We start from the raw sequence: 24,724 nt of genomic DNA, 5'->3' as shown, positions 1-24,724 counted from the left end.
AAGAGACAGCGATTTGTCTCGCACAAATGGAGACAAATCGTGTTTTTTTAAGGAGCGATTACAAATGGGGCTATCGGTTTCATCACTAGCACATGATCATGAACATTTTATAAAACAACAATTGGAGCAAATTGAGCGAGGGTTGCATCCTTCTGTAACAGAAGACGAGGAGTTGGTGCGCCGCGCATTGTTTGCAGTTCGAAATAAGTCCGTTGTATTTGGACGTTACATTGCTACAAATGGCGTCTTATATACCACGGTGCAAGATGTTCGACCTACAGAAGTGGTATTTCATTTTCATAGCAATATTATTGTGTGCAATTGCCCGCAAGATGGTTGGTGTCGTCATAAGGTCAGTGTGATTTTATCGCTATACCAATATCTTGAGTCTGTACAGGATTGGGCAGCAAAGTGGCGCTCGAAAAAAGGGGTTAACCTACATTTATTGGCCTCGGAACGCACTCCGGAAAACTGGCTTGCTATGGTTAACGAAGTGATGTCACACCTTTTACCTGTAGGACGACAAATGGACCACTATCTCTTCTCCACAATTTATGAAAATGCCTATACAAAACTAAGAAAGCACCTTCCTTTTGAACGGGAATGGCAGCCACTATACAATTTGTTTATGGAAATTGCAATCCTCAATAAACTATGGCAGCATCTTTTCCAATCGGAATCGGCATTAAAAAATGATTACTTTGAATATTTTTTTGATCGACGTTTTGAAACGATCCAAAATTATGTTTATGAAATAGCCGGTAAATCACGTCTATTTGCAACGGATCCATTTTTTGATGTACTTCAAGAAATTGTACGCGAGCTATTAGTTGAACGGAAATTCCATATCAGTAGACGATTAAACTTATATTTATTATTTTGGGATACGATATTCATTGAAAAAAGAAGAGCTGAAGATGAACAAACCATCCTTCTAGAATACATGAACAAACCGGAAGACCATCCGAATGTTAGTGAAGATGTACCGATCTCTACGGTCTTAAACCTGTTTTACATTTTGTTAAAACAATACGATAAACTAAAAGCAAACTTACATTCTATAGGAACAGCACAATTAGAGGTCTATTTGGGGCTTGCCAAGTTCGCCTCTTCCCGCAATGAAGAAGTAGCTAGTGATTTGTTACTAAAGGCGATTCTTCCTCATTTAGATACATTTATTAATCACCATCTCCAACCTTCACGTCGCCAAGCATTCGTTCGGCGCATTCATTTATTGTATGATGCGATTGAATTATCCGAACAAGAAGAACTGTTATTATATTCTTCTTTTGGCGTTCATGGGGTTCAACCTTATTCGAACTCCCTCTTAAAGGCTGAACGTTATGAAGAATGGGTAGCACTACATTTACTCTTCCCTTCTTCGATTTCTTATTTAGAAACATGTGGGCTAAAGGAAGTATTAGATCATGATCCTGGGGCAACGCTGCCTTTGTATCATTATTATGCTCTAGAAGAAGTGAATCAAAAATCACGAATGAACTATAAACAGGCCGTACGTATTTGGAAAATGATGAAATCTGCCGCGAAAAAAAGTGGAAAGACAAATTTCTGGGTAGATTATATTCAGACTGTACGTAACCAATACAAACGTTTACGAGCACTTCAAGAAGAATTGGAGAAAGGAAATTTACTGGCATGATAGATTTTCGCTATACAACACCCTTTACAAAGGTCATTCGTTTAAAACTAGATGAACTGCAACCAGGTTTCTTTTCTGTTAAAGCTCTAAATGAAGATGATACGGTCCTTCCTACTGTTAGCTGGTCACATCACTTCTTTTATCGTTTTGAGCAAAATTACTTTGGACTAAATGCAAATTCAGATGGAGCAGAGTTGGTACTCAGCATTTCAGAGCTACTCGATTTACTGTCTCCTCAATATAAGCACCCATTTATTCAGCCAATCGGGATCGATGAACAGTCGCAAAAGGTACTTGCTTCTATCCAATCATTACAATGGTTGTGGAATAGTTCTGTACTTTGGGATTACGCAATAGTCACGGATGATTCTGTTTTAACCTTTGAGTTGCCAGCGAATTTTGCCGATGATAAAACAATTAAATCCATCGCTCGAGCTAATACAATAGATGTTGCATCGTGTACCACTCTTTTAACAACCGCAACAACTCAAAAATTAATGAATGCTGGCCTTACGATAAACGATGTACCGCAGTTGTTACCTTTCTTTAAAGATGGTGGATGGCCTTTAAATAAAGAACGATCTATTGGCAATGTAAAGGTTGCACTGCGCTTAAGTGAACCTGAACCAACTTCTTCTGAATGGTTATTAGAGACTGTTTTAAGTTCTACAAGTACTGGTAAGTTATGGACACCAGCTATTAGAAAACGACATTTATCAATTGACCGTGCCCTTCCTGATAAATGGATGCCTTTAGCAAATGATATTTCTACACTTCAACAACAAATGCTAGAACTTTTAGATTTGGGTCACTACAATATTTCAACGGATTCGTTTCTACATGTTGAGTTAGAAGATGCCGATGTTCGGAAATTACTTCGTGATGATTTTGCAAAGCTTGGTGCACTCGGGTTTGAGGTACATCTTCCTACATGGTTAAAGGAATTAAAACAAACAAAAATGCGTGTTCGTGTCAGTGCGAATAATCAAACTCAGCGTTCTGTAGCTGGTTTAGATGATATATTATCATTCAAATGGCAGCTATCTGTGAACGGAGAGGAAATTTCTCCTGATGAGTTTCGAAAAATTGTTGATGAGAAACGCGAATTTATACGCGTCGGCAACGAATGGTTCCGAATGGATGCGAATTGGATGAACGAAATTCGCCAGTTAATGAATCAAGCTGAGGAGGAAAACTGGACTGTACGCGAATTGCTATTCCGTGAGCTTCCAGATGAACTAACTGCACCGCTTGAGGAAGAGGATGATGTCGAACGTGATGATCCATTGTTTGCTTTTGAGATGCAACAATCTCTAAAAGATTATGTTGATCAATTGCAACATAAAAAAGGATTACCCCATGTTGCCTCATCACAAAAGTTGCAAGCCGAATTGCGTGCTTATCAGCAAGAAGGATTTGAATGGCTTGTCTTTATGCGTGATCAACAGTTTGGTGCTGTATTAGCCGATGATATGGGCTTAGGAAAGACGGTTCAATTAATTAGTTATCTATTGTACTCTGTTGAAACACTTGGTGAAACGCAACCTTCACTAATTGTTTGTCCGACGTCTGTACTTGGCAACTGGCAAAAGGAATTAGCCCGTTTTGCCCCTTCTCTAACCGTTCATACGCATTACAGTTCGTCTCGTTTAAAAGAGGATGCATTCGAGCAATTTATTGAAACAAGCCAACCACAAGTGATCCTAACTACTTATGGAACTGTTTCTCAAGATATTGAATTTTTACAATATATGGAGTGGAATATGGTTGCACTAGATGAAGCGCAAAATATCAAAAACATGCAAACACTGCAATCGCGGGCAATTCGTAAATTAGTAGGGAAACACCATATTGCATTAACCGGAACACCGATTGAAAACAGACTAGCTGAATTATGGGCAATTTTTGACTTTATCCATAAAGGGTACTTAGGAAGCTTTGGGAAATTCCAAGAGCAATTTATTTTACCGATAGAGCGTGATGAATCCGAGCGTCATAAACAAATTTTACGTACAAAAATTCGACCATTCCTATTACGTCGTACAAAAAATGATCCCGATTTAATGTTAAATTTACCTGATAAACAAGAAACAAAAGAGTTTTGCGCCTTAACAAGCGAGCAAGCTGCCCTTTATGAAGGCTATATTGAAGATACGATGGCACTGCTTGATAGCATGAGTGCATTTGAGAAAAAGGGTCGCATCTTGCAAATGTTAAGTAAATTAAAACAGTTGTGTAACCATCCTGCCCTTTATTTAAAAGAACCTTTTGAAGATGCGAAAGCAATGGTCAATCGTTCTGTGAAGCTAAAACGGATTGTTCAGCTTGCTGGAGAAATTGTTCATAATGGCGAACAATGTTTAATCTTCACCCAATATATTGGGATGGGACACCTTCTACAACATTGTTTTTCAGAGTTATATGATATTGATGTTCCCTTTTTAACGGGAAGTATGCCAAAGCAACAACGTGATCGTTTGGTTGACGGATTCCAAAATGGGGAATTCCCTATTTTCTTATTGTCGTTAAAAGCAGGTGGTACAGGGTTAAATTTAACGGCTGCGAATCACGTATTACACGCTGATCGATGGTGGAACCCAGCAGTTGAAAATCAAGCAACCGACCGCGCATATCGGATTGGGCAAACGCAATTTGTTCAAGTACACAAGTTTATTACAATTGGTACGATCGAAGAAAAAGTTGATAAAATGATTGAATTAAAATCCGCACTATCTGGAGAGTTAATCCAATCAAGCAATTGGATTACAGAGCTTCAAGAAGACGAGTTGCTCGATTTATTATTGCTAGATACAGCATCTGTCCGGTAAACTGAATAGATAGAAACAGAGTCGAGTAGGTAGTAGTTACTCGACTCTGTTTTTGTCTCGTTATCCTTTGTCACTTTTATAAATTCGATATTCAGTTGTCAAAAGTTCTCTACTTTCCCTATATGGATTATGAGGAAGTTATGTAGAGGTTAGGAGAAATGGGATCCACTACTGTGCGGTCTGCAGTAGGGATAGTTTATCACCCCTTTCACATCTATAAATGTTTATACGGCTTCGGATTGTGTGGTTACAATTTTGTTAGGAGATTCATTTAGTGATTTACGTAGAGTAATATTACAAATCAAAGACTTCCTACTTCAACAATAAAACAACTTCCACAAAAACTTGGACCTTAACATTTCCCCAAAGGTTAAGGTACGGGTACAGGTAATTCCTCCTCTACTTGAGGCAGGACAAAATGTTGGTCTATTTCTTGGTTGTTAGCAGTTTGTGTCTTAACTTGTTGAGATGAGGCTATATCTAGCGGTTGTTTTAGTGCATAAAATCGGACATCATCGCAAACAACTTCAGTAGAGAACACTTTCATATTGTCTTTTGTAGTATACGATCTTGATTGTAAACGGCCGTTAATTCCAATCAAAGATCCTCTTCCACAATATTGTACGATTCGTTCTGCAAGCTTTCCCCATGCAATGCAATTGACGAAATCTGAGTCAACAATGCCCTGACTATTACGAAAGTTTCGGTTTATGGCAATCACAAAATTCGTTTGGTTTCGATTTTCAGAAATTGCTTTAAGTACAGGATCTCTTGTGATTCTACCGACTAGTCCGACATGATTCATTGTCATCACCTCCTTTCGCTTATATCTTAATGGACAAAAGCGATTTTGGCAAAATCTGAAAATCTTGTTTTCCCCTGTTTTTCGCGATGAAAATTCTTTTTTCAATACAGGACTTTTGCGCTAGTTTTTTGTCGAAATACAGACAGCTGTAGGTTCCATGAAGGTTTATAAAGTGTGTCCAAAATATAAGTTTCGCATTTTTTCTATGTTATACTGAAATTAACTAAAAAACTTTAGGAGGTATGCGAATGAAGACTTTTAAAATGCTCTCATTTGATTTGATCAATAAAACGGGCGGATTAAATATTCCGATTATCGACGGCATTGTTATTAATCAAGAAAATAGTCATAAATCTTGGATATTAGAGTTGTTTCTCTCTAAAGAGCATCATTCCACCTTTGAAAAGTACCATTCCTCTGGCGACATTTTAGAAGTACACGTTATTATTTCATTTCCCGACAATGAACCAGCACCATTTAAAGTCATCGTTAGCGAGATCCGTGACATTGGAGAGCAAATATCCGTTTTATTAAAAGGAACGATTAAAACAAAACGTAGCAAATATGCAGAACAACTATTAATGCTTTTGTTAGAAGAAAATCTTTCTAAAGAAGAGCTTTTGAATCGATTTAAAAAAGGGATGCGGGAGCGACCACGGTTGAAGGAGTCATGAAAAAATCGCCTCACTTGCATGAGGCGATTTTTTGTTATTCGTCTTTTGTATCACGGTCTTTAACATCTTTGGCGTCTTCCACAATGTCTTCCTGGTTGTCATCTAAAATTCGTTCATCGTTGTTATTGACTGTACCAGAGATTCCATTTTGGCCAGCACCGTTACTATTGGAAGCACCGTCATTGTCAACACTTGGGTCGGTACCATTTACATTACTGTTTGTACCGTTCATCCCATTCGTGTCATTTTCTCCATCCATACCGTAATTATCAAGTGCATCGTCAGCACCCTCTTGTATGTCATTGACACCTTGATTGACGTCTTCGCCCACTTCCTCTAAGGCGTCTCGATCTTGAGTTGCATCCTCATCTGCATTATTACAACCAACAAGGAAAGCAGAACCCAAAACGAATGCAAAGACTGGCTTTTTCCACATAAAAAAAGTCCCTCCTTTCAACATTTCACTCCATCACATATGGCATGTGACTAATCATAGAGTGTGCGTGTAAGGAAGGATCTATCCTTCAAAAGAAGGTGTCTATTTTAGATAATTAGGTAATTATTTCTTAGGTGTCGAGACTTATGGCAATTACACTTTACTAAAATGGGAATTCGTTCAGAAGTAAACTGTTACTTACTTACTTTCTTTTAACTGAGTTTGTAAAAGCTGCTCTACATATGCTGCTTCTGCTTTACAACTGTATGTATAGTTCGTCCCCAGTTGTTTTTGCAGTTTTTCAATTGACTCAGTTTGCTTTTTCGTTGGTTCTTCATTTAGAATTTTTTCGATCACTTCATCAATTTTCTTAGCTAACTCTTCATGGAATTCTGGATTTACTAATATATCTTTAGGTACTTTATCATACCAGGCAGCATTTTCAGTGAAATAATTTTGCCACCATTGCATGTAATCTTCCATTGAGAACTTTCCTTCATCCCAACCAATACTTGCTAAATAGGATTCAAAAGACGTTGCGATGGACCGAGTGATGCTTATCTTTACGCCCGAAGACAACTGTTTATACATCTATTTAATAACCTCCTACGTTTAAAAAGCCAATCCATACGTAACTTTCTACATACGTACTATTATTCAACCTTTTCATTTTATAACCTTCATCAATAAATTGCAAATTCACGTACATTTCGACAAAATCCCTTATAGCATTCATGCCCATTTGAAAAGACGTATTATACTAGGAAAATACAATTATTTTTAATGAAGGCTAATGAATTACTTCGGTTGAACAGGGCCGATTGCAAATAAAATATCTGCTTCACAAACCAGTTCGCCGTCAACTGTTGCGATTGCATGTCCTTTTCCCATAGCTCCGCGTAGTTTTACAAATTCTACTTCTAATTTTAATTGATCTCCAGGTATTACTTGTCGTTTAAAACGACAATTATCAATTCCCGTTAAAAAAGCAAGTCGTCCTCTAAATTCATCGGATTTTAATAAGGCTACGCCACCTACTTGAGCTAATGCTTCTACGATTAATACTCCTGGCATAACTGGATAGCCTGGAAAATGGCCATTAAAGAAGTCTTCGTTAATTGAAACATTTTTGATTCCAACCGCACGCTTCCCTTCTTCGATTTCAACAATGCGATCCACTAATAAAAAAGGATAACGATGTGGTAGAATTGCCTGAATTTGTTCAGCAGTTAACATTTACTTTCCCCCTAATTACAAGCTTATATGTATTTTTGACACTAAAACGTATTAACAGCAACACTTATTATTTGCAAGCTTCTTTTGTCTCAAGGTATATAAATTATTTTGGAATAGTATTTTTTCATTCTTTTCCACTGATCATATCTAATATGTGTTGCCATGTTCCCCATTTAAGCGCATCAATTGGTTTTCCTTCACCAATCACGCCAAAGCCAATCATTAAGCCGAAACTTGTAGCAAGGAGAAGTAAAATAAATATGATGAGTAATCTTAACCAGATCGGAAAAAGTCGGAAACTATACCAGCGAATCGGTCTTTCTGAGTATCTCTCGCTTCTTTTTTCTTTCTGTTCTTGTGGAATATTCGGCTTTTTCGATTCACTTTTTAATTCGTTTGTCATTGGCCGTTTCTCCCTTTAGAGCATTTAGCGTCTTTTGTTTTTCATTATATGTGCACTTAAAAATGCTTTTCATGCAATAACATATAGTAAGTGCACATACTACTTAAGCTCCTTAACGAATGCCGTTGATTAACCCTAGCATTTGGTCCGCAATGGTAATAGCGCGTGAGCTAAATTGATAAGATCGTTGTGCGTTTATAAGATCTGTCATTTCTTTTGACACATCCACATTGGACATTTCAATTTTTTGATTTGTCATACCCACTTGTGTTCGAGCAGCACCTAGTAAATCTGTATAAAGATCTGCCTCTGTTAAGCCTAATTCATCTAAATTTGTTGGTAAAGCGATGTATGTACCTGAAAGTTGTTCCATTGATTGCGGTTTTTGAATTTGTGTAACTGCTAATTCGAAGTTTAAAGATGTTCCATCTGGGTAATTAACTAATAACGTTCCACCTTCAGATAAGTTAAAGTTTTTCATATTATCTGGAAACGAGATGGCATTCCCATTTGAATCAGCTACCGCATAGCCTTCATTATTAACAAGCATTACTTGTCCAGCCGCAACAGGTGTTACGTAAAAATCGCCTTGACGTGTATACGCTGTACGCTGACCATTTACTCCATCGGGCATAATCACATTGAAGTATTGATTTTCCTTTGTGAAAGCAAAGTCTAGGTCACGATCTGTTAATTGAAGACTACCTTGTTTTGTATTCATTTGAATTTGAGAAATATGCGCGCCCACACCATAACGAATACCTACTGGCGATTGACGAACTGTTGGGTCCAGTTGATCATTTTCAAATTGTTGATATAACAATTCTGAAAAACGAGCTTCTCTTGCTTTGTACCCGGTTGTATTACTATTGGCGATATTATGACTAATTGTATCGATTTGGCTTTGCAATTGACCTAAAGTGTTCGTTGCAGTAATCATTGTACGAATCATTTTTTAGTCTCCTTTTTTGGTCTTCTTACACTTTACCAATTTCATTCACAGCTTTTTCCATACTTCGATCGTATGCTTGTAGTACTTTTTGGTTTGCTTCAAATGCACGATAAGATGTAAGTAAATCTGTCATCGATTGTGCTGAATCCACGTTAGAGCCTTCTAAGTAGCTTTGTTGCAGTGCAAATGTTACGCCATCTTCACCAAATGCAGTTGGAAGCTCTGCCCCATCAACCGTGCGGAACAGGCCGTTATCAAGTTTTTGCAGGACGTCTGGATTAGCTGAAAATGAAATACCTAAAGTCGCCACTTGTCCACCATTTACAAGGATATTGCCGTCTTGTGAAAGCTGAAAATCTTCATTTTGTAATTGAATACGTTCCCCTTCATTCGATAAAACATATAATCCTTGACCGTTCACTAAGTAGCCTTGACCATCTAAAGTAAAATTCCCGTTACGCGTGTACGCTTCTCCACCTTCTGGATGCTCTAGGCGGAAGAAAATAGTACCGGGCTTGCCTGATTCTTCATCAATAGGCATTGCTCCATTTATTAACGCAAAATCTGTAGAAAGGTTCGTTTCGTAAATTGTACCTTGCATATAGTTTGCTAATGTTTCCTGTAAGTATACTCCAGCATTTAATGAACCAATTTGATCCGAAGTAGATTGGTTTAACCCATTTTCAGTTGGAATATTTGTCATACCTCGAGCGGAAAGAAGCATATCCGGAAATGAACGAATTGTTGATTGATCTGCTTTAAACCCAGGTGTATTGGCATTTGCCATATTATTTGTAATGATTTCTGTTTTTCTTTGTTGTGCAATCATACCTGAAGCGACAGTATAAAATCCTTTAAACAAATGAATTCACCTCTCTATATTGTATCGGAACTATATTGCGAAATTATTTCAATCAAGTTTCAAAATGTTTACATACGGGAGCCAGGAGAACGATCGATATTATCTAACATTAATCCCGTACCAACTGCCACGCAGTCCATTGGGTTCTCTGCAACAAATACTGGTACTTTTAACTCTTGGATTAATAATTGGTCGATTCCGTGTAAAAGCGCTCCACCACCTGTAATGCATACACCGCGGTCAATAATGTCTGCGGATAATTCTGGTGGTGTTTTTTCTAATACGTTTTTCGCTGCTTGCACGATTAATGAAACCGATTCGTGTAAAGCCTTTTCAATTTCTGAAGAATGAATCGTAATCGTTCTCGGTAAACCTGTTACCATGTCACGTCCTCGAATTTCCATCGATTCATCACGAGCGTCAGGGTAGACTGTTCCGATTGTAATTTTAATCGCTTCTGCTGTACGTTCACCAATTAGTAACTTGTACTCTTTTTTTATGTATTGCAATATATCGTTATCAAATACGTCTCCTGCAACTTTGATGGATTCGCTAGTGACAATATCCCCCATTGAAAGAACTGCGACGTCTGTTGTCCCACCGCCGATATCTACTACCATGTTTCCACTTGGTTGAAAAATGTCCATGCCTGCACCAATTGCAGCGACTTTTGGTTCTTCCTCTAAGTATACTTTTTTACCACCTGATTTTTCGGCAGCTTCACGGATCGCTTTTTGTTCCACACTAGTAATGTTTGTTGGACAGCAAATAAGGATGCGTGGTTTGGAAAAGAATCCTTTTAAGTCTAATTTATTTAAAAAATGTCTTAACATTGCTTCTGTTACATCAAAGTCTGCAATAACACCATCTTTTAGTGGGCGAATCGCCACAATATTCCCCGGTGTACGACCTACCATTTGGCGTGCTTCTTCACCAACTGCAAGGACTTTGCTAGTATTTTTATCTATTGCTACGACGGAAGGCTCATTCAAAACAATCCCCTTACCTTTTACATAGATTAGGACGTTAGCCGTTCCTAAGTCGATACCAATATCTTTAGAAAACATTTATATTTCTCCTTCCCGCCAATTCCAACATTGTTCACGTTCAAATAGTTATCTTTATCTAGCTTATTTTATCATATTCAAGTAGTAATTACATCTTTAATTTCAATGCTGTTACAGTTGTATTACAAGTATATTTTGGATTGACTGGCACTTGTAATTTTCAGAATTGTTCGGGTATCTGGCACTCAGACAAAGTAAAAAAGCATTTAGTTGACTTCAAAATTAAAGCCAAACTAAATGCTCTTTCATTGTGTTTGTCGGGACTGCCATTTCTTGCGGGTCGCCTCGCCTCCTCGTAAATGACGAATCGATTTGTGATATGCTAATATTTCCTTTACTTCATTTGCTAGTTCTTCATTGACTAGGAATAGTCTTTCGGTTAAGTCTTTATGCACTGTACTTTTCGAATAACCCGTCATTTTCGCAAGGACACGAACCGTCTCACCTGTTTCAATAAGCAGCTCTCCAAGCCGAACGCAGCGATGCCGAATGTGCTCGTGCACGTTCTCTTCCTTTCTATCGGATATAAGAATGTGCCGTTTTGCTAACGAGAGGCGTGTTTTTCAACGTGTTCATATTGCGAGTGTTTCATTGATATTTTTGCAACTAGCGATTTAACGTTTATTCACAATATGAGGTGTTCCGTGATTTAAGAACCATTTTTCCAAAAAACTCCGAAAAACGCCCATTAAATCTCCTTAGACGTTGAATTACTTAAAAAAGTTTCGTCGATTTCAACGTTTATAGAGTAATGGGCGTTCTTGCTATGCTTGTACAAAAGTTATGATCTTGTCAAATTTAAAGTCAGGTATTGATTAGAAAGCTAAGAAATTTCTTGGGTTTACGTGTTCTCCATCTTGTAATACTTCAAAGTGGAGATGGTTTCCAGCAGTTGGATTCCATTCATTTTCAGTTGTTGTTGCTAAAGGTTGTCCTTGTTCTACCGTGTCGCCTTCTTTAACAAGAATATCTGTCACGGAGCTATAGCGCGTTTCCATACCATTTGGATGTGCAATTACAATTTTGTTTCCAGTAAATGCATCTAATTTTACTTCTTTTACTTCACCGCTCATTGCAGCAAGTACTTCAAATGCTTCGCTATTTACAGACAATGATACACCAGATGAAGTGGAGAAAGTTTGATTAAACACTAGTAGTGCTTTTTCTCTTGTCGCTTCATCAGCGGCTACATCATAAAAGTCTTGTAAAACTTGAAGATTGTCTAGTTGCTCTTCATTGAAAGGATACTTCATTGTCTCTTGACGTGCATTTGTTTCGATGACTGTTTCTTCGGAAGTTGGGTTTTCTGATACCACTTCTTGTTCTTCATCATCGTTGATAAGTGCATTATAACTGAAAATTAGACCGATTAATACTGCAGCGATCCCTGCATAAATGGACGGCCAAAACCATGGCTTTTTCTGCCAACTGTTTTTATTAGGAGAAGGCTTAAATTGTTTTTCTTCTCTCATGTTCATCACCTCTAACTGAAGGATGAACAAGATTTTACAATTCTAAACACATTATGGAAAAAAATTTCTATTATTTACAAGTTATTTTTTCAATATTTGTATTTTTATAATAATGTTGGATAATTTCATGTGCGGTTGCGCCGTTATCAGCCATAGCATCTGCTCCATATTGGCTCATACCAACACCATGACCATAGCCCTCTGTTGTCACCACAATGTTTCCTTCTCGAACATTAATTCGAAAATCGGTAGACCGTAAATCGAGTAAAGTTCGCATATCTCGGCCTGTCCATTCTTTTCCACCAACCGTTACCGTTTCTACCCTCCCTGTGTTATTCCTTTTAATACGTGCGCTTTTGACTTGATCCATCGTTACGTTTGTACTCAATAGTTGATTCCATTGTGCTAGTGTAAAGGTTTTTTCGGTTTCGTAGTTATCGGCATATTGAAAATCAGTACTTGCCACGGGTTGTAAGTACGGTAAATCAGTTCCACTATAGTTTTTGGAGCTTTCGGTCATTCCGTTACTCATCGAATGAAACATTGCTGTAATAAGCTCCCCATTATAGTTAATGATCTCTCCTTTTGTACTTTCAACTGCTTGCCTTACTTTTTCTTCATATTCTTCAAAAGATCCTTCCCAGTTGCTTTTACGCGTATTGGGATCATAAAATACTTGTTTTGCTACTGTTGGTTCTATGGCTGTTTGTCCAAAATTAGTTGATTTTAATACGTAGGTTCTCGCAGCAATAGCTTGTGCCTTTAAAGCTTCAGAGTGAAAGTTGGCAGGCATCTCAGCAGCTACTACACCGATGACATACTCCTCTAAATCAATAGGGACCTCACTTCCACTTACTTGAATCGAAAGTTCACATGCATTCGCTATTGCATCTTTTTTGGATTCAGGCGTTGCTTCTGACTTTTCATCCGATTGTTTAAAAATAAATGGGAAGAAAAACAACATTGAAAGAAAACAGAAAATGGATGCGACGATTATCAACTGTTTATTTCGTTTTATTTTTTTCATACATATTACTTATGATGTGGTAATCGGAAATATATCAGATATAGAAGCAAAATAGAATAATTTTTGGGATACTGACACAGAATAGAGGGGGTGTAATTTAAACGAAGAAAAAACGACAAAACCCTACTAAAAGGATTTTGTCGTGAAAACTTTTTTTGTAACTTTACGTCATAATTTAAATAATCGATACATATTTTTAGTTAAAATAGATAAATTATATGGTGGCGTATTGTGCAAGCTTTTTAAATTTCGATTTTATCGTCGGCTACTGAAAATTCCACTTGTTTAACTTCCATATCCTCAACGCGTTCAATATTCGCGCCTAGAGCAGCTAGCTTTTGATGGAAATTCACATACCCACGATCTAAATGATAAAGTTTTGTCACTCGAGTTATGCCTTCAGATACAAGACCAGTTAATATTAATGCAGCGGCAGCTCGTAAATCCGTAGCGCTTACTTCTGCGCCTTGTAATTTGACTGGACCTTCAATGAAAACTGAACGGCTTTCGATTTTCGCTTGTGCATTCATGCGACGGAATTCTTCCACATGCATAAAACGATTTTCAAATACAGTTTCTGTTATGATACTCGTTCCTTGCGCCGTTAAAAGTAACGCCATCATTTGTGCCTGCATATCCGTTGGGAAACCAGGATGAGGCATTGTTTTGATGTCTACTGCTTTTAATGGGTCATTTGCACGCACTCGTAGACCATCATTTTCTTCAATAATTTCAACGCCCATTTCGCGCATTTTTGCAATTAAAGCTGTCATGTGCTCAGGTACAGCATTTTCAATAAACACATCACCACGCGTAATAGCAGCAGCAATCATAAATGTACCTGCTTCAATTCGATCCGGAATAACATGATGTACTGTACCATGCAACTCAGTTACACCTTCAATACGAATCGTATCTGTACCAGCACCGATTACACGACCGCCCATACCATTAATAAAATTCGCCAAGTCTACAATTTCTGGTTCTTTTGCAGCGTTTTCGATAATTGTAGTTCCTTTTGCTAATGCTGCAGCTGTCATAATATTTTCAGTTGCACCCACACTTGGGAAATCTAAATATATATCTGCTCCATGTAGTCCATCAACCGTCTTAGCTTCAACAAATCCGTGTCCAAATGAAATTTTTGCGCCCATTGCTTCGAAGCCTTTTAAATGTAACTCAATCGGACGTGATCCAATCGCACATCCTCCAGGTAAGGCAACTCGTGCATAACCATTACGAGCAAGTAGTGAGCCCATTACCAATATAGAAGCTCGCATTTTACTTACATATTCAAACTGCGCTTCACTTGATAACTGTTTTGTGGCATCTATATGAATTTCATTATTTTTTACATCGTATTCTACTGTAGCATTTAAGCTTTTTAGTACTTCATTAATTGTATGAACATCCGCTAAATTCGGAACGTCTTTAATTATATTTATACTCTTTGAAGCTAATAAGGATGCTGCTAGAATTGGTAGTACGGCATTTTTGGCTCCCTCTACTTTTACGTCTCCACGTAATTTCTGGCCTCCCGTAACAATAATTTTCTCCACAATTCGTCCCTCCGAATTCAATTGTCCAAAAGTCATAATAAAATCAGTTACACCTCGACAAATTACGGCTAGGAGATTGCTTTCCAAAATCGCATAATTCGTCAAAGTCTTTTCTTCATTCAGTTTAGTTAAAGCCCACAGAAAAGGAATGGAATTTGGATTGAATGAAGATAAAATAGTTTCTATTAAACACACAAACTATCACTATGGTACTGCCTCTTCTTAGGTTAAACAAGCATCCAAATCACTATTTTAATGCAATTCCCGCTAATTAGCTACTATTTTATTTAGCTCTATACAATGGCATAGAGCTAAGCGAATAAATAGGTAACAATTACCCAAAATAATTGATAGTACTAATGAAATATAAGTAGCTCAAAAAATTAAAATCATTTTATTTTACGCTTACTAGTACATATTGGTGAATATATTATATGCTCATAAAATGACTAATCAGGGAAAAACTAATGATTAGAGGAATTGCATTTTTCTACAACATTACCCAGGAAATAATTAATCTCACCAAAGTATGGCATTATTAAACAAGGTTTTGGATGCGTTTTTATAAGTAATGCGAAGGGATAGTTATTCTATATGTGTTGTAACAGCAAACGATCATTCATTTGCCCTTACAAGCCATATAACGTTTGCCTTGTTCCTATAGTATGTTCGATTTACGAAAAAAGATAAGGTAATTGTCGAGACCATTTTGTAAATTCTAAAACAAAATTTGACACACTCGAACCAATCGCTATGCTGAGAAGAATATAAATTAATTGTATTTGGAAAGTACGGCCTTTTTTAAAAAGTTGTTCTAAACGAAATGCTTGAATTGCATAAAAAGATATACCTATAAAGAATATATGAGAAAAAATACCTAATGTAGCTTGTACGCCTAAAGATTGGTAAATTTCCATTATCATTTCCTCCAGTATGTAGACATGTGAAAAAAGCGGACAGATAAACTGCCCGCTTTCTTGTTTATTTATTGATTCTTACCCTCATGAACGCTGATACGATTAATCGCACGTTTTAAAGCAAGCTCCGCGCGTTTGAAATCGATGTCATCTTGTTTCTTTTGAAGGCGTTCTTCAGCACGTTTTAATGACTCTTTTGCACGAGCAACATCAATGCTAGTTGCAACTTCCGCAGATGGTGCTAAAATTGAAATTTGTTCTGGACGAACTTCAATAAAGCCACCGCTAGTAGCTACAACTTCTTGGGAACCGTCTTCTTTTTTTAGTGTAATTGCACCAATTGCAAGAGGAGCTACCATAGGAATATGTCCTGGTAGTACCCCAATTTCACCAGAAACTGTTTTTGCGATAACCATTGCGACTTCTGAATCGTATACTGGGCCGTCGGGAGTGACAATATTGACTTGAACTGTCTTCATATTTTTTCCTCCTCGTACCTAGATTATACCTCTACGCCCATGCTTTTCGCTTTTTCTACTACTTCTTCAATGCTACCAACTAAACGGAATGCATCTTCTGGTAAGTGATCGTATTTACCTTCAAGGATTTCCTTGAATGAACGAACAGTATCTTTTACTTGTACAAAAGAACCTTTTTGACCAGTAAATTGTTCTGCTACGTGGAAGTTTTGTGATAAGAAGAATTGAATACGACGAGCACGTTCTACTGTTTGCTTGTCTTCATCAGATAATTCATCCATACCAAGGATAGCGATGATATCTTGTAATTCATTATAACGTTGTAAAGTCATTTGAACTTGACGAGCAACATTATAGTGTTCTTCACCAACAATTTCAGGTGATAAAGCACGTGAAGTAGAAGCTAGTGGATCCACCGCTGGATAAATACCCATTTCAGATAATTTACGCTCTAAGTTTGTTGTTGCGTCTAAGTGAGCGAAAGTTGTTGCTGGAGCTGGGTCAGTATAGTCATCGGCTGGTACGTAGATCGCTTGGATCGATGTAACCGAACCTTTGTTTGTTGAAGTAATACGTTCTTGTAAGTTACCCATTTCAGTAGCAAGTGTTGGTTGGTAACCTACCGCAGAAGGCATACGACCTAATAAGGCAGAAACCTCAGAACCTGCTTGAGTGAAACGGAAGATGTTGTCGATGAATAAAAGTACGTCTTGACCTTGTTCATCACGGAAGAATTCAGCCATTGTAAGACCAGTTAAAGCTACGCGCATACGTGCTCCAGGTGGCTCGTTCATTTGACCGAATACCATTGATGTTTTACTAATAACGCCTGAGTCGCTCATCTCGTGGAATAAGTCGTTCCCTTCACGAGTACGTTCACCTACACCAGCGAATACAGAGATACCACCGTGACCTTGAGCGATGTTGTTAATTAATTCTTGGATTAATACAGTTTTACCTACACCGGCACCACCGAATAAACCTACTTTACCACCTTTGATGTAAGGTGCTAATAAGTCTACTACTTTGATCCCTGTTTCAAGGATTTGAACTTCTGTAGTTAATTCTTCAAATTTTGGAGCTTCGCGGTGGATTGAATCACGACGAGCATCACTTGCGATTTCTTCTCCTAAGTCAATAACTTCACCTAGTACGTTGAATACACGTCCTAAAGTTACATCACCAACTGGTACAGAGATTGCTTTTCCTAAATCTGTAACTTCTGCTCCACGTTGTAAGCCGTCAGTAGATGACATGGCAATTGTGCGAACAGAATCGTCACCTAAGTGAAGAGCTACTTCTAAAGTTAAAGAAACAGCTTCTTGATTTGGACGTTCAATCTTAACAGTTAAAGCGTTATAGATTGCTGGTAATTGACCGTTGCTGAATTTTACGTCAACAACCGGACCCATTACTTGAATAACGTGTCCTATGTTCATTCCTGTGTACCCTCCTATCGTACTTTTATACGAAGTTGGGAAGCTCGCCTATTCTAAGGCTGCAGCTCCACCAACGATTTCTGTAATTTCTTGTGTAATCGCCGCTTGACGTGCACGGTTATAAACAAGAGATAATGATCCAATAAGTTCTTGCGCATTATCCGTTGCAGCTTTCATCGCTGTCATACGAGCAGCATGTTCACTTGCTTTACCATCTAATAAAGCACCATAAATTAAGCTTTCAGCGTATTGTGGAAGTAATACTTCTAGAATTGCTTCCGCAGAAGGTTCGAATTCATAAGAAGCCGATACGCCTTCACTTGCCGGAGCTAAATCAGTAATTGGTAATACCTTTTTCTCAGTAACTTCTTGTGAAATAACACTGACAAAGTGGTTATAGTACATATAAAGTTCATCATATGTACCATCAGCGAACATACCAACAGCTTTACGAGCGATTTGTTTTACGTCAGAGAATGTAGGTTGATCTGGTAAACCAACCATACTATCTATTACGTTGTAACCACGTTTTACGAAATAATCACGAGCAACACGACCAATCGCTACAATCACAAATTCATCTCTTGATTTGTGACGTTCGCTTAATGTACGTGTTAATTGACGTAAGATACTTGAGTTATATGCACCTGCAAGACCACGGTCAGAACCAATTACAAGATAAGCTGTTTTCTTAACTGGACGAGACGTTAACATTGGATGTGATGCGTCTGTAGTACCTGATGCAATTGCAGCAACTACATCTTGTACTTTTTCCATATAAGGAACATAAGATTTTGCATTTGATTCAGCACGCTTACTTTTAGAAGCAGAAACCATTTGCATGGCTTTCGTCATTGCACTCGTTTTCTTCGTAGAAGTAATACGACTTTTTATTTCACGTAAGTTTGCCACTGGTATTTCACCACCTTTAGTTTTTAATCACAAAACACATTTTTCAATAGAACTTATTCTGATTTAGCAAAAGTCTTTTTGAATTCGTTAAGAGCAGCTGCCATTTCTGCATCAGATGGAAGTTCTTTTGTAGTGCGGATATGATCTAAAACATTCGTGTGGTTTACATCTAACCAGCTATATAATTCAGCTTCGAAGCGAACGATATCTTGTACTGGGATATCATCTAAGAAACCACGAGTTAGAGCATATAGAATTGTAACTTGCTTTTCAACTTTGATTGGTTTGTTAAGATCTTGTTTAAGAACTTCAACCGTACGTTTACCACGCTCAAGTTTTGCAAGAGTTGCTTTATCTAAATCTGAACCAAATTGTGCGAATGATTCAAGTTCACGGAAAGCAGCTAAGTCAAGACGTAGTGTACCCGCAACTTTTTTCATTGCTTTAATTTGAGCAGATCCACCTACACGTGATACAGAAAGACCGGCGTTAATCGCTGGACGTACACCTGAGTGGAATAAGTCAGATTGTAAGAAGATTTGTCCATCAGTGATTGAGATAACGTTTGTTGGGATGTATGCAGAGATATCCCCAGCTTGTGTCTCAACGAATGGAAGAGCTGTAATCGAACCATTTTTGTATGTTTCGTTTAATTTAGCAGCACGTTCTAATAAACGACTGTGTAAGTAGAATACGTCACCTGGGTAAGCTTCACGACCTGGAGGACGACGTAATAATAATGAAAGCTCACGGTAAGCAGCTGCTTGTTTAGATAAATCATCATATACGATTAATACGTGTTTACCTTGTAACATGAACTCTTCTGCCATAGATACACCAGCGTAAGGAGCTAGGTATAATAATGGAGCTGGCATAGAAGCAGATGCAGTTACTACGATTGAGTAATCAAGAGCACCGTGTTTACGTAATGTTTCAACTACACCACGAACTGTTGATTCTTTTTGACCAATTGCAACGTAGATACAAATCATATCTTGGTCTGCTTGGTTCAGGATTGTATCGATTGCAACCGAAGTTTTACCTACTTGACGGTCACCGATAATTAATTCACGTTGACCACGACCGATTGGAACTAATGCGTCAATCGCTTTAATACCTGTTTGTAATGGTTCATGTACTGATTTACGTGCCATTACACCGTAAGCTGGGCTTTCGATTGGACGTGTTTTTGTTGTATTAATAGGGCCTTGTCCATCCACTGGTTGACCAAGTGGGTTAACAACGCGACCAATTAGTTCTTCACCAACTGGAACTTCCATGATACGACCTGTACGACGAACTTCATCGCCTTCTTTAATGCCAAGGTAGTTACCTAGAATAATGATACCAACGTTACCTTCTTCTAAGTTTTGAGCCATACCCATAACACCATTAGAGAACTCAAGTAGCTCTCCAGCCATGACGTTGTCGAGGCCATGAGCACGAGCGATACCGTCACCAACTGTGATTACCGTACCAACTTCGCTTACTTCTAATTCAGATTGATAATTTTCAATCTGCTTTTTTATCAGCACGCTGATTTCTTCAGCCTTGATGCCCATGAATTTCACCTCTCACATTTCTTTTGAATTAACCAACTAACGTACGTTTTAAACCCTCTAGCTTATTTGCTACAGTGTTATCAAAAATGTAGTTACCGATTTGAACTCGAACTCCACCAAGTAATGATGGTTCGATTACGTTTGTAATGTTTAGTTTACCTTTTCCTACTAATTTACCGAATGCAGTAGAAATTTCATCTTTTTCTGCATCTGTTAATTCACGAGTAGAGTAAACTTTTGCATCAGCAGATCCTTGTGCTTCTGCTGCTAATACTTTAAATTCTTGTGCTAATGCTTTTGTTTCGTTTACACGTTTTTTCTCGATAAGAAGTACTAGTGTGTTAATAACGAATTCGTTCGCATTTGCAAAGATTTCAGCTACGATTTGTTTTTTACGTTCAATAGAGAACTTAGGAGAATCAAGTAATGAAAGTAACTCTGGAGTTGTTTCAATAACTTTAACTAATTCTTCTAAATCAGCGTTAACATCCGCAACGATTTGTTTTTCTCCCGCTAAAAGAAATAATGCATCCGCATAACGTTTAGCTACTTGACTCATTTCGCCTCGCCTGCCTTCGCAATCGTTTCTTTAATTAATGCGCTATTGTCCTCTTCAGAAATTTCCTTTCCAAGAACTTTAGATGCAGCAAGAACCGATAGTGAAACGACTTCTTGGCGAACTGCAGCAATTGCTTTTTCTTTCTCTGTTTCGATTTCACGAACAGCAGATTCTTTTAAGCGATTTGCTTCTGTGCGTGCAGCGTTGACGATTTCATCACGTTGAATTTCGCCTTGTTTTTTAGCACTTTCTACAATAGTTTGTGCTTCTGTGCGTGCTTCTTTTAAAAGACTTCTTTGTTCTTCTAGTAATTTCGCAGATTCTTTACGTGCGTTTTCAGCTGCTTCAATTTCACTAGAAACTAACTCTTCACGTTGTTGCATCACGCCCATTAATGGACCCCACGCGAATTTCTTAAGAAGAGCCATTAGAATAAGGAAAATTAATAGTGTGGCAAGAACGTCCCCACCGTTAAAACTAGTAGCTCCAGCACCTAGTACTAGGTTATCTAAATTCACGATTGTTTCACTCCCTTCAAGAGCTTTCAATAATAATGTATACTAACTTGTCATGTTCACGTAATGTAAACACGCTTTTGCATTGTAAAATCTATGTTTTATACATTTGCTATCAAATTAAGAATCAAATGATTAGTTCATACAAAAGGAATGGCGAAGTTTCTTCTTGTGAAATCATCTTCGCCACATTTTAGCCGATAATTATCGGTTCATTACGATGAATGCTACTACTACCGCGATGATCGGAAGGGCCTCAACTAATGCTACCCCGATGAACATTGTAGTTTGAAGAACACCACGAGCCTCTGGTTGACGAGCGATACCTTCTACTGTACGTGAAACGATAAGACCGTTACCAATACCTGCACCAAGTGCACCTAAACCGATTGCGATTGCTGCTGCTAATAAACCCATTTTAAAATTTCCTCCTTGGAATTGTATGTTTTATTTTTTGTTAAGCATCTAATGTTAAACACTAAAAGCTTTATATTAATGGTCTGCACTCACTTTGTGTGATAAGTAAACCATTGTTAACATTGTAAAAATGAAGGCTTGGATAAAGCCAATGAAGATAGAGAATCCTATCCATGCCATACCAGGAATAATTCCGCCTAAGAATCCTAACACTCCTGATCCAGCAATACCTGCGATTAAACCAAGTAAAATCTCACCCGCATAAATGTTACCGTAAAGACGTAGACCTAACGTTAATGTGTTGGCAAACTCCTCTACAATTTTCAATGGGAACATGAATGACATTGGTTGGAAAAATGTACCGAAGTAATTTTTTGCACCACGCATTTTAATACCGTAGTATGTTGCTAATACCATAACCATTGCTGCTAACGTTAATGTAACAGTTGGGTCAGCTGTAGGTGATTTCCACCATAACTCGTGATTAATTACAATCCCTGAGAATGGTAAACCTAATAGGTTGGCAATTGCGATAAACATAATTAATGTAATACCTAAAACGTGGAATCGGCCACCTGTTTTCCAGTCCATGTTACTTTGAATAATTCCTTTAACAAAGTCCATAACCCATTCCATAAAGTTTTGCATACCAGTTGGTTTTAGCTTTAAGTTACGTGTAGCAATAAATGCAATTAAAAACACTATAACTGCTGTAATAACTAGCATTAGAACTGTTGATAAGTTGAAAGTTAAAAAGCCTATCGTAAGCTCTGGAGAACCATGATCCATTCTTGCACTCACCTCACTTTCTTAGTTACCCTTGTTTCTTACTGAAGATACGAATACTCCTATAAATAGGAAAACGTATGGAACCATTAGCCCTATCACTGCGCTAATTAAGTGGAAATATTCTGGCAACGTAATTGCGATAGCGACTGCTGCAATACCTGATCCAAAACGCAAAGCTGAGCCGAGTGACGCTACTTTTCTTCCCTCACTAATGGAACGATCAAACTTGTCCATTCGTCGAACAAGAATCCAAAAGTTATATGTACCAAAGCAAGCACCGATAGCAATTCCAGCAAAGACTGTAGGATACGACGTAAATCCCCATCCTAATGCACAAAGAGCAAGCAAAAAAAATAACGCTTTCTTCTGCATAGCGAAAATGTGATGCAAATCTAGCATTGGCAAATTATCTCCCAAATCTTTTTCGAGTAAAATGTTTAACCGTTCTCTACTTAGAGGTACCAAGTGTAACAAAGTGTAATCTAAGCGATTACTATTGATGTCGAAAAATCTGCAAAAGTAGCTTTAAATTCTCTTTAATGTGAGAATTTTCTGTCATTCCGCATTTTCCCCATTGCAATCATTAAGTATTCAGGCGCCTGAAAACGTTGCAAATTGACAAAGAAATGTTTTACCTGTCAATCTAGTAGAAACTTGATATAACAAGTGTTTCAAGCCCTAATTTGGACATAAAACCCTTATCATTCTTACCCTTTGTAAGCATACAATAGCCTAAATTTGATGTCAATCGGTTAAGGTGAAAAACTTAAAGACAAGTGAAATCTTGTCAAATTGTCGACAAATTTGTGAGTATAATTTGAAGAAATTATGTGACCCCTACCAATTCAAGAAATAAATTACTCCACCTATTTTTGTTAGTTAACCAATAAAAATAGTTTTTTTAGTAAAATATTTCTTATTACTGCACCATATTATTCACGTTTTTCTAAAAAACTAATCAATGCTTGCACAATTCTTTCTGAAGCATGTCCATCTCCGTAAGGGTTTGATGCATGCGCCATTTCTTCATAAGCTTTTGCATCTTCTAACAATTCTTTTGCTAGTAAATAGATTGTTTCTTCATCTGTACCTGCTAGTTTTAACGTTCCGGCTGCAATTCCTTCAGGTCGTTCAGTAGTATCACGTAATACAAGAACCGGTTTACCTAGTGATGGTGCTTCTTCTTGAATGCCACCTGAATCCGTTAAGATCATATATGAGCGGGCAGCGAAGTTATGGAAATCAAAAACTTCTAACGGCTCGATTAAATGAATTCGAGGATCGTCACCTAAAATTTCATCTGCTACTTCACGTACAGCTGGATTTAAATGAACTGGATAAATGACTTGAACATCCTCGTGATCTTGTAATAGTCGTTTAATGGCACGGAACATATTGCGCATCGGTTGTCCGAGATTTTCTCTACGGTGAGCAGTTAGCAGGATAATTCGACTGTCTCCTATTTTTTCTAGTACAGGATGCGAATAGTTTTCACGAACAGTCGTTTTTAATGCGTCTATCGCTGTATTTCCTGTAATATAGATTGTTTCATTCTTTTTGTTTTCTTTTAATAAATTGTCTCTGGACATTTCAGTTGGTGCAAAATGTAGATCCGCCATAACACCTGTTAATTGACGGTTCATCTCTTCAGGGTAAGGAGAGTATTTATTCCCGGTACGAAGACCTGCTTCAACGTGCCCAATTGCAATTTGATTATAAAATGCTGCAAGGCTTCCTACAAAAGTGGTAGACGTATCACCATGAACTAACACGATGTCAGGTTGTGCATCTTTCATTACTTCATCTAAACCGTGAAGAGCATTTGTTGTCACGTCAATTAATGTTTGACGTTCCTTCATTATATTTAAATCATAATCAGGCTTTATTTGAAAAGTTTCTAGCACTTGGTCTAACATTTGTCTATGTTGCGCAGTTACCGTTACGACCGATTCAATTTTATCGGGATGTTTTTGCAATTCTAGAACAAGTGGGGCCATTTTAATTGCTTCCGGTCTTGTTCCAAAGATCGTCATTACTTTCCATTTTCTAGTCATAATGTGTTGCACCATCCTTAGATATTTTGAAGCGCCCTTCATAATAGTGAAGAGCGCGTTTTTTCAGTATAGATTAAGTGGTTCTTTGGGAAATCGGACA

The 24,724-nt window shown here is 37.7% G+C and carries 26 protein-coding genes; 3 read left to right on the top strand and 23 right to left on the bottom strand.

Going from position 1 to position 24,724, the window contains the following annotated elements; translation table 11 throughout:
- Positions 1–64 precede the first annotated feature (64 nt).
- Positions 65–1,660, top strand: a complete 1,596-nt coding sequence (locus EK386_RS09535) for a hypothetical protein (protein ID WP_126658932.1) — start codon at positions 65–67, stop codon at positions 1,658–1,660.
- On the top strand, positions 1,657–4,488 hold the full coding sequence (locus EK386_RS09530) for a DEAD/DEAH box helicase (protein ID WP_126658931.1): 2,832 nt from the start codon (positions 1,657–1,659) through the stop codon (positions 4,486–4,488). Before EK386_RS09535 ends, EK386_RS09530 begins: the two co-directional genes overlap by 4 nt.
- A gap of 370 nt (positions 4,489–4,858) precedes the next feature.
- On the opposite strand, the gene EK386_RS09525 is transcribed toward EK386_RS09530, so the two are convergent.
- The gene (locus EK386_RS09525; protein WP_126658930.1) at positions 4,859–5,293 is read right to left on the bottom strand and encodes a single-stranded DNA-binding protein; all 435 of its coding nucleotides are present in this window, start codon (positions 5,291–5,293) and stop codon (positions 4,859–4,861) included.
- A 248-nt stretch (positions 5,294–5,541) separates the two neighbouring features.
- Between EK386_RS09525 and EK386_RS09520 the strand changes: the two genes are divergently transcribed.
- A complete protein-coding gene (locus EK386_RS09520; RefSeq protein WP_126658929.1) occupies positions 5,542–5,967 on the top strand; it encodes a YwpF family protein in 426 nt (141 codons plus the stop codon).
- Positions 5,968–6,001: 34 nt separating this feature from the next.
- Here the strand turns inward: EK386_RS09520 and EK386_RS09515 are convergent, their stop codons facing one another.
- The 22 genes from EK386_RS09515 to wecB form a co-directional block, all read right to left on the bottom strand.
- On the bottom strand, positions 6,002–6,403 hold the full coding sequence (locus EK386_RS09515; protein WP_126658928.1) for a hypothetical protein: 402 nt from the start codon (positions 6,401–6,403) through the stop codon (positions 6,002–6,004).
- 198 nt (positions 6,404–6,601) lie between these two features.
- A complete protein-coding gene (locus EK386_RS09510) occupies positions 6,602–6,994 on the bottom strand; it encodes a type 2 periplasmic-binding domain-containing protein (RefSeq protein WP_126658927.1) in 393 nt (130 codons plus the stop codon).
- Positions 6,995–7,201: 207 nt separating this feature from the next.
- Positions 7,202–7,639, bottom strand: a complete 438-nt coding sequence (gene fabZ, locus EK386_RS09505) for a 3-hydroxyacyl-ACP dehydratase FabZ (RefSeq protein WP_126658926.1) — start codon at positions 7,637–7,639, stop codon at positions 7,202–7,204.
- Between the two features lie 124 nt (positions 7,640–7,763).
- Complete coding sequence (locus EK386_RS09500; RefSeq protein ID WP_126658925.1) at positions 7,764–8,042, bottom strand: DNA-directed RNA polymerase subunit beta; 279 nt, start codon at positions 8,040–8,042, stop codon at positions 7,764–7,766.
- A 112-nt stretch (positions 8,043–8,154) separates the two neighbouring features.
- A complete protein-coding gene (locus tag EK386_RS09495) occupies positions 8,155–8,994 on the bottom strand; it encodes a flagellar hook-basal body protein (protein WP_126658924.1) in 840 nt (279 codons plus the stop codon).
- A gap of 25 nt (positions 8,995–9,019) precedes the next feature.
- Positions 9,020–9,856 (bottom strand): flagellar hook-basal body protein, encoded by an 837-nt coding sequence (locus EK386_RS09490; protein ID WP_126658923.1) that lies wholly within the window; start codon positions 9,854–9,856, stop codon positions 9,020–9,022.
- 68 nt (positions 9,857–9,924) lie between these two features.
- Entirely contained in the window at positions 9,925–10,923 is a 999-nt protein-coding gene (locus EK386_RS09485) for a rod shape-determining protein (protein WP_126658922.1), read from the bottom strand.
- A gap of 245 nt (positions 10,924–11,168) precedes the next feature.
- Positions 11,169–11,426, bottom strand: a complete 258-nt coding sequence (locus EK386_RS09480) for a sporulation transcriptional regulator SpoIIID (protein ID WP_126658921.1) — start codon at positions 11,424–11,426, stop codon at positions 11,169–11,171.
- 312 nt (positions 11,427–11,738) lie between these two features.
- Positions 11,739–12,395, bottom strand: a complete 657-nt coding sequence (locus tag EK386_RS09475; protein ID WP_126658920.1) for a M23 family metallopeptidase — start codon at positions 12,393–12,395, stop codon at positions 11,739–11,741.
- A gap of 70 nt (positions 12,396–12,465) precedes the next feature.
- Entirely contained in the window at positions 12,466–13,422 is a 957-nt protein-coding gene (spoIID, locus tag EK386_RS09470; protein WP_126658919.1) for a stage II sporulation protein D, read from the bottom strand.
- Positions 13,423–13,664: 242 nt separating this feature from the next.
- Positions 13,665–14,981 carry a UDP-N-acetylglucosamine 1-carboxyvinyltransferase gene (gene murA, locus EK386_RS09465; RefSeq protein ID WP_126658918.1) on the bottom strand — a complete coding sequence of 439 codons (1,317 nt, stop codon included), beginning with the start codon at positions 14,979–14,981 and terminating at the stop codon, positions 13,665–13,667.
- 674 nt (positions 14,982–15,655) lie between these two features.
- On the bottom strand, positions 15,656–15,898 hold the full coding sequence (locus EK386_RS09460; protein ID WP_126658917.1) for a DUF1146 family protein: 243 nt from the start codon (positions 15,896–15,898) through the stop codon (positions 15,656–15,658).
- A gap of 68 nt (positions 15,899–15,966) precedes the next feature.
- Positions 15,967–16,377: a F0F1 ATP synthase subunit epsilon gene (locus tag EK386_RS09455; protein WP_126658916.1), complete on the bottom strand. Its 411-nt coding sequence runs from the start codon at positions 16,375–16,377 to the stop codon at positions 15,967–15,969.
- 23 nt (positions 16,378–16,400) lie between these two features.
- Positions 16,401–17,816 carry a F0F1 ATP synthase subunit beta gene (atpD, locus tag EK386_RS09450; RefSeq protein ID WP_126658915.1) on the bottom strand — a complete coding sequence of 472 codons (1,416 nt, stop codon included), beginning with the start codon at positions 17,814–17,816 and terminating at the stop codon, positions 16,401–16,403.
- 48 nt (positions 17,817–17,864) lie between these two features.
- Positions 17,865–18,728: an ATP synthase F1 subunit gamma gene (gene atpG / locus EK386_RS09445; RefSeq protein ID WP_126658914.1), complete on the bottom strand. Its 864-nt coding sequence runs from the start codon at positions 18,726–18,728 to the stop codon at positions 17,865–17,867.
- Positions 18,729–18,781: 53 nt separating this feature from the next.
- The gene (atpA, locus tag EK386_RS09440; protein ID WP_126658913.1) at positions 18,782–20,290 is read right to left on the bottom strand and encodes a F0F1 ATP synthase subunit alpha; all 1,509 of its coding nucleotides are present in this window, start codon (positions 20,288–20,290) and stop codon (positions 18,782–18,784) included.
- Positions 20,291–20,318: 28 nt separating this feature from the next.
- Positions 20,319–20,849 (bottom strand): F0F1 ATP synthase subunit delta, encoded by a 531-nt coding sequence (locus EK386_RS09435; RefSeq protein ID WP_126658912.1) that lies wholly within the window; start codon positions 20,847–20,849, stop codon positions 20,319–20,321.
- Positions 20,846–21,367 carry a F0F1 ATP synthase subunit B gene (atpF, locus tag EK386_RS09430; protein WP_126658911.1) on the bottom strand — a complete coding sequence of 174 codons (522 nt, stop codon included), beginning with the start codon at positions 21,365–21,367 and terminating at the stop codon, positions 20,846–20,848. The genes EK386_RS09435 and atpF overlap by 4 nt, the downstream gene beginning before the upstream one ends.
- Positions 21,368–21,568: 201 nt before the next feature.
- Positions 21,569–21,781 (bottom strand): F0F1 ATP synthase subunit C, encoded by a 213-nt coding sequence (atpE, locus tag EK386_RS09425; protein ID WP_036200106.1) that lies wholly within the window; start codon positions 21,779–21,781, stop codon positions 21,569–21,571.
- Positions 21,782–21,856: 75 nt separating this feature from the next.
- On the bottom strand, positions 21,857–22,570 hold the full coding sequence (gene atpB, locus EK386_RS09420; protein WP_126658910.1) for a F0F1 ATP synthase subunit A: 714 nt from the start codon (positions 22,568–22,570) through the stop codon (positions 21,857–21,859).
- 21 nt (positions 22,571–22,591) lie between these two features.
- Positions 22,592–22,969 carry an ATP synthase subunit I gene (locus EK386_RS09415; RefSeq protein WP_126658909.1) on the bottom strand — a complete coding sequence of 126 codons (378 nt, stop codon included), beginning with the start codon at positions 22,967–22,969 and terminating at the stop codon, positions 22,592–22,594.
- 533 nt (positions 22,970–23,502) lie between these two features.
- Positions 23,503–24,624: a non-hydrolyzing UDP-N-acetylglucosamine 2-epimerase gene (gene wecB / locus EK386_RS09410; protein ID WP_126658908.1), complete on the bottom strand. Its 1,122-nt coding sequence runs from the start codon at positions 24,622–24,624 to the stop codon at positions 23,503–23,505.
- Positions 24,625–24,724 lie beyond the last annotated feature (100 nt).

This window comes from Lysinibacillus antri (assembly GCF_003977595.1).
GTDB lineage: Bacteria > Bacillota > Bacilli > Bacillales_A > Planococcaceae > Ureibacillus > Ureibacillus antri.
Note: the sequence above shows the minus strand (reverse complement) of the source record. Positions and strands in the feature narration are given on the sequence as shown.